Source organism: Candidatus Latescibacter sp. (assembly GCA_030692375.1).
In the GTDB taxonomy this organism is placed as follows: Bacteria; Latescibacterota; Latescibacteria; order Latescibacterales; family Latescibacteraceae; genus JAUYCD01.
In genome coordinates, this window is sequence record JAUYCD010000055.1 from 1 (window position 1) to 9,400 (window position 9,400).

Here is a 9,400-nt window from a genome sequence, read left to right on the forward strand (position 1 = left end):
ACATAGATGGTGATGGAATTGAGCCCGATGATCACGAACGGAAACGCCCATTTCCGGTATCCGCGCACATCGATCACCCAGTAGAAAAATGTGAAAAGGATCATGCTCAACCCGCCGGCGAAAAGCACATAAGAGCTTGTCCAGAGCGGTCTGTTGATGGGAAAAACAAAGTCCCAGAGAAGACTTGATACTATGCACCCCGCTCCGGCCAGAAGAAGGCGGCGGATTTTGACCGATGGTGAAAAATCCGAGCGGATCCAGTGTCCGCAGAGCACCCCGAGGAGCGCAGAAGATATGGCGGGGATGGTGCTGAGAACCCCGTTGGCGTCGCCTCGGTGACCGAGGCCGTAATTTGACAGCTTCCCGGGCAGAATATATTCATCGATGAATGTTGTGAGATTTCCTTCGGGAGTAAGAATCCCGGCGCCATACTCCGGAACGGGAATGAGCGTCATAGCCGCCCAGTAGAACAAAAGCAGAAGAACGGTCCAGACTGCCTGTCCTTTCGGCGAGAAATTCATCACAATGAGCGAGGCGAAAAGGTAGCAGAGGGAGATGCGCTGCAAAACTCCCAAAAGACGCTGGTGGGGCAAATCGAAATTAAAAAGACCGTTGTAGATAAGCCCCAGGGAAAACAGGATGAGAAAGCGTTTCAAGATGTGCAGGTAGAGATCGCGGCGGTCGTCTCCCCTGGCCAGACGTTTGGTTAAGGAGAATGGTATACTGAGCCCGACAATGAACAGGAAGAGAGGGAAGATGAAATCCTCGAAGGTAAATCCGTTCCAGGGGGTATGTATAAACTGACCGGCGAGTCCCCGGGAAAAGGGGGTATCCAGCCAGTTGAAAAGGTTCATGAAAAAGGTTCCCCCGCCGATGATCCAGAACATGTCGAACCCTCGAAGCGCATCGATGGATACGACCCGTCCCGTTGGTTTTTCCTGAGCGTTTGCTGTCACCGCATTCCTCCCTGTATGGAAAACAGGAAATCGGATTCTATACATGACGACATATATTATTGCGTTTCTTTTCAAAATAGATGCCGAAACGGTTTTATCGTTCCCGCGCAGCGGCAACAAGTTCTGCATGACACGTGTCATCCTGAACTCGTTTCAGGATCTAATTCTATTTATTTTTCAAATTGACGTAGACCTCACCCGCCCTTCGGGCACCCTCTCCTAATTAGGAGAGGGCTGGGGTGAGGTTAATATTGGAAATCAGGCCTGCCGTCATTATATACCGGAATTGCGCCCGATGTCAATACAATATATGACAACAAAAAGATGCTCCGGACAATCTTCCGTTGTGTATATTTATCCCTATATTTTCAGAAGTTAACCAATAGTTATACATGACGACATAAATTATTGCGCATGTTTTGAGTGTTTAGATCCTGAAATGGTTTTATCATTCCCGCGAAGCGGCAACGGTTTTATCATTCCCGCGAAGCGGCAACGAATTCAGGATGACATGTGTCATGCCGAACTTGTTTCGGCATCTATTGTTATCTACCCTGTGCATGTAAATCTATCGTCAGGGATAACGTATTTTTTACGAAAGGTTGTGATCATGGCAAAAACAGTATGGATGGCGTTCGTTTTTCTGCTCTTCGGCTCATTTACGTCCTTTGGGTCCCCCGTAAAAGCAAAAGCTCCAGCGGGAATTTCCATTCCGGTGAGTATCACCGAGCCTGCAGGAACGGCCCGCAGCGGCGAAGGGGTGCATTCCGGCATTCCCTTTGCCAAAGGAACGGTGAAATCCACGGATGAGCTTATACTTATCGATGCGCAGGGGAAAGCAGTACCTGTGCAGTTTGAAACGCTGTCCAGGTGGGATGACGGCTCCCAGCGCTGGGTGCTGCTCAATTTCATAGAATCGGTGGGGGCAGGCCAGACTAAAAATTACACACTGCGCACTTTCGACAAGCTCAGTGCTCGGCCTTCGGGTGCTCGGCCTTCGGGCGCTGAGCCTGTCGAAGCGACCTCCACCGAGAAGGTCTCTGTCACGGACGCCAACGATGTGTTCACCGTGGACACCGGAAGGGTGAAATTCGACATCCCCATCTATGCGGGAACGATGCTGGCCAATATCCAGCGCAGGGACGCCTCCGGGAACTGGGTGTCGGTTTCAAAGAACGGGATGGATGCCATAATCTGGCGCACCGGGGTGAAGAAATTCCGCTCCCGCATCGAGAACTGCACGGTTGAGAGCGCCGGACCGCTCAAGGCGGTGATCAAGATGGAAGGACATCACCTGTTATGGGACAACGCCACGAACAATTTCGACCCCAATGAGATCAGCACCTTTGCTTTCATCATGCGGGTGTTCGTGTACGCCGGGTCGGATGAGATACGGCTTCAGTATACTTTCATCAACGATGTCCGTGACAACAAGATACGCCCGAGCGAGCGGTACCATGTGTACGCCATGGAAGAACTGGCGGATTACAAATGGGTGAACGGCCACTGGGTGGAGCGTCCCAAAGCCATCAAATTCCGCGAGAAAGAGCTTCTGGATAACGATTACGGCCAGGTGAATGTGCACGATATCAAGCTTCATCTATCACTCGATGACGATTACACCGGCTACCGGTTCGGCGTGGCAGGAGGCGCCTCCGTTGATGGAAAGATCGACGGCCCGGTCGCCCTCGAACAGGTCGGCCCGGTAACCTCGTTCGATTACTATTTCAAACAGATGCCCTATCCCTGGGTTCCGTTCAAGGCCCAGGTAATCCACGGCAAAGGACAGCCCGTAAAGGAGTTCGATAAAGCCGAAGGCTGGGTGGAAATGCGCGGGGGAAAAGGGAGCGTTTTTGTGGGGAGCAAGTATTTCTGGCAGTATCACCCCAAGATTTATGCCCTGAACAGGAACGAGCTGGAATTCCATGTGTGGAACAAGCTCGAAGACCTTCCCGATCCTGAAATTGGTTTTGCCAAAACCCACGAGCTGACATTAAAATTCGGGGAGCCATCCGCCGCCTTTGACACAGGATCGCTCATGGCTGGACTGAACAAACCGCTCATGGCGGTCACAACTCCGGAACAGTATCTCACCTCCGGCGTATTCGGGACTTTCTTCCCCGCCAACTATACGGCCTGGGGCGATGTCGAGAGCTATTTCCTCAAGTCTTCGGAAAACGCGGAGCAAACCAGGGCCGCAGGGAATGTCTACGGAGTCCGTGATTTCGGCGATGTACCGGGGATACGGTATGTCCCGATTTTCTATAACCTGGAATACGATGTCATTCTTGGGGCTATGGTGCAGTACGCCCGAACAGGGAAGCGTGTGTATTTCGACGAATCCGACATCATGGCCTGGCATTTCATGGATATCGATGTGCTCCACGCCTCGAACGACCCATTGAACGAGCTGGGCCAGCACATGCATTTCACCGACCATGCCAAGGGTGAAACCCACGCCGGGCACGGCACGGTGGAAGGTCTGTGGCACTATTACTTGCTCACCGGGGAGCCGCGTGCCAAAGAAGTGGCAGTCGGCATTGCAGACTGGTTCTCAAAGATCGCAGCCTGGAAAAACTTCCTCGACTTCCGTGATGACGAGGAGCGCACCATCGGCTGGGCGCTCAAAGGACTGGTGTCGAGCTACCGCGCCACCCTCAACCCACGGTACAAACTGGCTGCCCAGATGATAGTGGAGCAGGCCATCGCCGGACAGGACAAGGATACCGGCAACTGGGATCATCCGCTCTACCCCAACGAGGACAAGCACCGTCCCACCTGTCTCGGCGGCAAACCCTGGATGGTGGGTATCATCCTCCAGGGGATGAAGCGCTATGATGAGGAATTTCACGACCCCAGGGTGCAGAAATTGATCCTGAACTCAGCCGACTGGATCATCTGGAGCAATTACGTCTACATGACCTGCATCTCCGCTGCCCCGAGTAATCCTTCAGCTACCCACTTCGACGGTCTATCCTATGCCTGGGAGATTTCCGGGAAACGATATTATCTCGATGAGGCGCTCAAAGGATTCAACAATACCCTGAATGGGTGGAAGGGCAATGCCGCCGGATCCACCATCAACGGCGATGTGGTGGAGCCTAATTTCAACATGATGCGCATAATCCAGCAGCAGGGTGATAAGGTCTGGAAGGACGGGAAGCCGGTGCTCGATCCGAAATCAGCGGACATTGTCAAGCAGATCCGCGCCAATCCGAAGTTCAAAGCCAAGCCGCAGAAACGCTACTGAGCTGTTGCCTTAAGCAAAAAGGGGTAATTTCATGAAAAATTCAGTGAAGCCTGCCGTTTTATTTCTTGTAATATCGGCATTTCTTTCCGGTTCCATACAAGCGCAGGGGCAGAAAAAACTTATTGCAGCGCCGGATATTGTTCAACCTGCTACTGCAGAGATGCAGCATCCCGAATTCTGGATTGCACGCGTAAAAGGCGATCTCGACCGTGTCATCATGAGCAGGGAACAAATCAGGGAGTTCAACAGGAAAAACAGTACGAGGAGTCTGGAAACAAAGGATATAAACGGCGTTTCTCATACAATTGACGATGTTGTGGTGCAGGGGAATTTTTTCGGTATTCATTTCCGCCTTGAGGACCCGCTGGAAATAAAGTCCATGAGCGGCGACAGCCTGAGGGTCTGGTTCAAGCGAACACGGGATTTGGTGAAAAGCGGCACGTTATGGGACAGGCGCTGGCTGCCATATCCTGAAACTTCAAAGCAGGAACTTCTCGATTCCATGAATGAAGCAACCTTGCCCGCTGTTGTGCATCCACGGTACGGTATTCTCGTGCGCAACACATTGAACAGGGGCGTGCCTACGAATGTGAAACTTTATACTCAACAGTATGGCTGGCTCGAAATGTTTCAGAATGCCGATCTCGACGCTTGCCTGCCTGTCACGATTCTCCACAAGTCAAAAAACGGGGACTGGTATTATGTGAAGTCTGAGTATGCTTTCGGCTGGGTATCGACCGATAATGTCGCGGAAGGATCGATACGTGAGATAAGGCGGCTTGCCGAACCCGATGATTTCATCGTTGCACTCGCACACAAGGTTCCGGTGTATGTCGATCGGGAGTTCAAAACCTGGATAATGGATTTATACCAGGGCTCAATGCTCCCGCTCGTGAAAAAATCCACCTCCGGGTACGAGGTCCGTGCGCCGTTCCGTCAGGCTGACGGTTCACTCAAAGAAGTTACAGGGTGGGTGAAGCCTGGCGCTGATGTGAGTATCGGATTTCAGCCGTACACGCAGAGAAATGTCATCGCTACGATGTTCAAACTGCTAAACCGTTCCTATGGCTGGGGCGGCGTTGACCATGAACGTGACTGTGTGGGCGCAATAAAATCCGTATTCAGGACATTCGGGATATTCGTTCCCCGGTGGACCACCTTCGAGCTGTACTATACCGATCATGTGACCTCCTTCCCCGCGAACACTCCGAAAGAGGTGAAATACCGGTATCTCGATCAGTGTGAGCCTGGAATAACCGTATGCGGTTTTAACGGGCATGTCGTCCTCTATCTCGGAGAGGTCAATGGTATCCACTATGTTATACACCAGAACGGGTACAGCTACCATGATGCTGACGGAAACGAAATCCGTGTAGGCAGGGTTAGTGTGAACCATACTGAGCTTGAGGGCGGGGCGGATATAACTCGCTGGACAGAATTGTCTGTCTTTAAACCATAAGGCAATTGCAAAAGTCGTGTTATATGTAAAAAAAAGAGTTTTTTAACTACAGCCCCCTATCCCTCAATCCCTTGCCGCTTCGCGGGAACGATGAAACCGTTTACCCCCGAAGGGGGCAAGGGAAGTCGTTGCTCTACAGTTACTTCCTGCCCCCTCCAGGGGGAAGGATGTCCGAAGGACACGGGGTCCCCGCTCGTACGTAGTACGTGCGGGGTGGATTGAAGGGGGCTGCATCCAACAATCTTGACTTTTGCAAAAGCCTCCTATAAATCATGGTTCAGACTTTTTCTCACTCATTTCCAGCATGTTCAGAAACAGTTTCTTCGCCACAACCGACTGGGGCCGGGTTGAAGCCAGCTCGGTGAGAATCGGCAGGGTGGTGATAAGAATCTGCCCGGTCCCGAACGGGACGCGGCTCAGAGCGTTGAGCACCTCGTCTGTTTGATTCGCGGCGAGGCCCACAACGGTTTCCACCCCCGCCCGCCCGAAGCGGAGCCCCCAGACATCGCCGCGGTAAAACACCTGGTATTCCCAGTTCATGGCCCGGCTCATGGGGAGACCGGAAAAAAGCGGGCTTTTGCCGACGAAAAGGTGTCCCTGTTTCCCCCAGTGAGCGCTGCCGGTGAATTTCACCGCCGGGTAATCGAATCCGGCCATACGGGCCGCCCAGGATTCGGCCTGGTCGAGGATAACGAGCGTGGTCCCGCAGGCCACACGATCCATGATCGGATCGGTTGGCCGGGAGTTCTTGGGAACGCCCAGGTTACGCACCCTGCTGTAGTCATGTGCGCCGATGATGAGATAATCGTAAAAGGGTACATTCGAATCGAAATCCTCTGCTATGACGCCCCTGCTTTGTTTCAGAAACGACTTGATCACCCCGCTTGTGTCGATAACCGCAATTCGGCCGGTGATCCCGGGACCTTTCAGATAATCGGCGACAAAGATGTCATCATATCCGGACGCCCGCACCGTTCCCTTTTCATCGGCAAGAGTCGCTTTCAGCTTCCAGTAACCTGGAGCGGAAACCGGCGGCATGCGGAAATCCTCCACGAGGAGCTGGCCGAATTCCTCTCCGCCCAGGATGGCAACGGGGAAGGATTTCGCATGAACGATTTCTCCGGAGGGATTTTCTAAGGCAAGAGCTAAGTTAAACTTCCCATTCAGATTCTTCTCGTTCACAATGTATATATCCGCAACCGTCACAGCTCCCGGAGGAAGCACCTTTTTACGAAGCTTTACCGCCACATAGAGCGGCTGGGTATAGTACCGGAGAATGGAGGGGTCGCCGGTGGGATTACGATAGGCGTCCACGATGTCTGTGTGGGTGGCTTCCGTGGCCCAGCCGTTGAGCACATATGCATCGACCTTGTTGCTGATCCGTGCGTTTTCAAGGATACGGCCGTGGAAGTAATGCATCCTTTCCCCCAGGGCAAGGGTGAAATCATCCACCGTGGGGAACGAAGACCGGTAACCGCTCTCATCCAGGAACCGGTTGAATGAATTGTACCAGTCCAGGTGTTCGCCCTCGCGCCAGCCGGTTGCGCCGGTGCGCGCCAGCTCGTTCTTTATTTTTTCAAGCTGAAGAGGACCGCCCATATCGCCTTCCTCGCCGTAAAAGATGATCTCGTCTTTGGAAATGGGATGCAGGGAGTCGCCCATGTCGGCGATGGGGTCGATGACATAGCGCAGGTAGTAGCGCGGGTTGCGGTAGAATTCATCCAGGTAGCCGCCCCAGCGGATCAGGTGATAGGGCGAAGTCCAGCCGTGGTAGTAGAGTTTCTGATCGAAGGGTTTCATGTGCATTTTCATGGGGTCGTCCGGAACTTCCGGAATTTTCGGGGCGATTATGCAGTTGTAGGTCACGATGCGCGAGGGATCGAGAGTATGCACCATGGTTATATTCTCTTTGTCGATTTCGGTCGGCGCGGCGTATGAGAGATCATCGAGGTTGAAAATCACCATGGAGGGATGGGAACGGTCGCGGATTACCATCCTCCGCAGCTTTTCCCTGCGCCAGGCCTGGGCGGCCGCATCCGGGGCGGGACGGCAGAGGTACCCTCCCGGCTCCTCATAGGCCAGCATTCCCGTTTCGTCGGCCATCTCGATGGAAGGGGGCTGGCCGATGGCCCGGTGGTAGAGCATCATGTTGAATCCCAGGCTCATGGCCGTTTCCATGTCCTTTTTCGCCATCTCCGGTGTGGGGAACATCCCGGCTTTCGGCCAGAATCCCCGGGTCATGGCGGCAAAAATGAATACCCGCTTCCCGTTCAGGTAAAGCCGTTTGTCGCCGTCCATCTCCCCTGTATCGAACCAGCGGAACCCGAACCTGCGGCTCATGGAATCCAACAGGCGCCCGTCATCGGAGGCGAAGCTTACCGCGGCCATATACAGGTTCGGCTCACGGATGTCCCAGAGTTTCGCTTTCGGGGCATCGACTGCCAGTGAGATTTCTTTCCCTGAGGGAGGGATGGTTTCGGATACGGTCTTTTCCCAGAGTACATCGGAGGGATTCTTCCATGCCTGAATTCTGAGGGTCACCTTCCCGCTCTGCGGCGCGCCAGAGGAGTTTCCGATGACCACGAATACTTCGGCCTTACGGGGGTCGGATTTGTTCTGGACATAGATGTCGTTCACCTGCACTGCATCCACTGCGCGGAGGAAGACTCTCCCGGTGATTCCCCCGAAACCGTGCACCGAGGGCAATCGGTTCTTTCCCCAGACTATTAGATTCTCGTCATTCCAACTAAAAGTGCCTCCGGGGTCGGTGATGCGCACATCCAGGCGGTTGTCGCCTTCGAAAGTTACCGCGCCGGTAACATCGACATCAAACGGGGTATTCCCGATCACATCGTACCCTGCCAGCTTACGGTTCACAAAAACCTCCGCCCGGAGGTTCACCGATTCGAACGCCAGGAGAATCCGCTTTCCCTTGAGGGCGGGGGCCGCCCGGAATGTAGTGCTCCACCAGGAGACTCCCCGGTAATCCCCGGCGATGCCAACTGGGTTGCCGTTCGCGCTCCAGAAATATTCCTCGACAGTGCCGGGGACGGAAACGGTGCGGTTGAAGGATTTATCCATGTTTTCCCAGCCGCCGGTTGGCGGATTAACCGGTAGAGAAGCGATGTCTACCGGGGGAAGATAGAGGTCGTCGTCTATCCACTGTGCGGCGCGGTCAAGCCAGATGCGCCATGAGGGTCCGGAAAGCTCCTGCTCGAAGCGTCCGGGAGCAGCGAAAGCAAAGGATGAACTCATTGCCAGGAGGAGGAATAAAGCCAGGTAAAACCTCTTTATGATATGCATGTCGGGCCTCCTTTCCAAAATTAATCGGGCTTTGCAAGGTTTGTTTTTTTTTAAATATAATGGAAATAAACCTGTCTGAACCAAGATTCGCATGATTACATGATTTGTTTGATTATGTTAATATGATTTATCATGGTAATCCTTGAATCCTGAAAATCATGGTTCAGACTTTCTTCTGGCCATCCCCCAGATATTTGAATTAATTTTTTGTAACTCTTTATGATGCTTATCGTTCCACGAGAATATATTTATGAAAATATTCTTGGGTTCAAGTCCACTTGAAGGACGAATCCCCCCTTATTAAGGCGAGGGCGACAAAAGGATAATATTGACATAAGTTATTATAAATAAATAAAATAAATGAATATTTAGCTTGACATGGCGGTTTAGATTTATTATACTTAAGGTATTGTTATGAAAGGAGATAAAGCC

The 9,400-nt window shown here is 52.7% G+C and carries 4 protein-coding genes; 2 read left to right on the forward strand and 2 right to left on the reverse strand.

Going from position 1 to position 9,400, the window contains the following annotated elements; all coding sequences use genetic code 11:
- Window positions 1–956, reverse strand: a 956-nt coding sequence (locus tag Q8O92_03725; protein ID MDP2982421.1) for a DUF5009 domain-containing protein, incomplete at its 3' end; no start/stop codon positions are given.
- Window positions 957–1,566: 610 nt separating this feature from the next.
- On the opposite strand from Q8O92_03725, the gene Q8O92_03730 reads away from it, so the two are divergent.
- Window positions 1,567–4,206: a hypothetical protein gene (locus Q8O92_03730; protein MDP2982422.1), complete on the forward strand. Its 2,640-nt coding sequence runs from the start codon at window positions 1,567–1,569 to the stop codon at window positions 4,204–4,206.
- A gap of 31 nt (window positions 4,207–4,237) precedes the next feature.
- On the forward strand, window positions 4,238–5,665 hold the full coding sequence (locus tag Q8O92_03735) for an SH3 domain-containing protein (GenBank protein MDP2982423.1): 1,428 nt from the start codon (window positions 4,238–4,240) through the stop codon (window positions 5,663–5,665).
- A gap of 270 nt (window positions 5,666–5,935) precedes the next feature.
- Here Q8O92_03735 and Q8O92_03740 read toward each other — a convergent pair whose 3' ends face one another.
- Complete coding sequence (locus Q8O92_03740) at window positions 5,936–8,968, reverse strand: hypothetical protein (GenBank protein MDP2982424.1); 3,033 nt, start codon at window positions 8,966–8,968, stop codon at window positions 5,936–5,938.
- Between the last annotated feature and the right edge of the window lie 432 nt (window positions 8,969–9,400).

Coding starts and splice junctions, on each gene's coding strand:
- Q8O92_03735 (MDP2982423.1), top strand. CDS start 4,238: ATGAAAAATTCAGTGAAGCCTGCCGTTTTATTTCTTGTAATATCGGCA.
- Q8O92_03730 (MDP2982422.1), top strand. CDS start 1,567: ATGGCAAAAACAGTATGGATGGCGTTCGTTTTTCTGCTCTTCGGCTCA.
- Q8O92_03740 (MDP2982424.1), bottom strand. CDS start 8,968: ATGCATATCATAAAGAGGTTTTACCTGGCTTTATTCCTCCTCCTGGCA.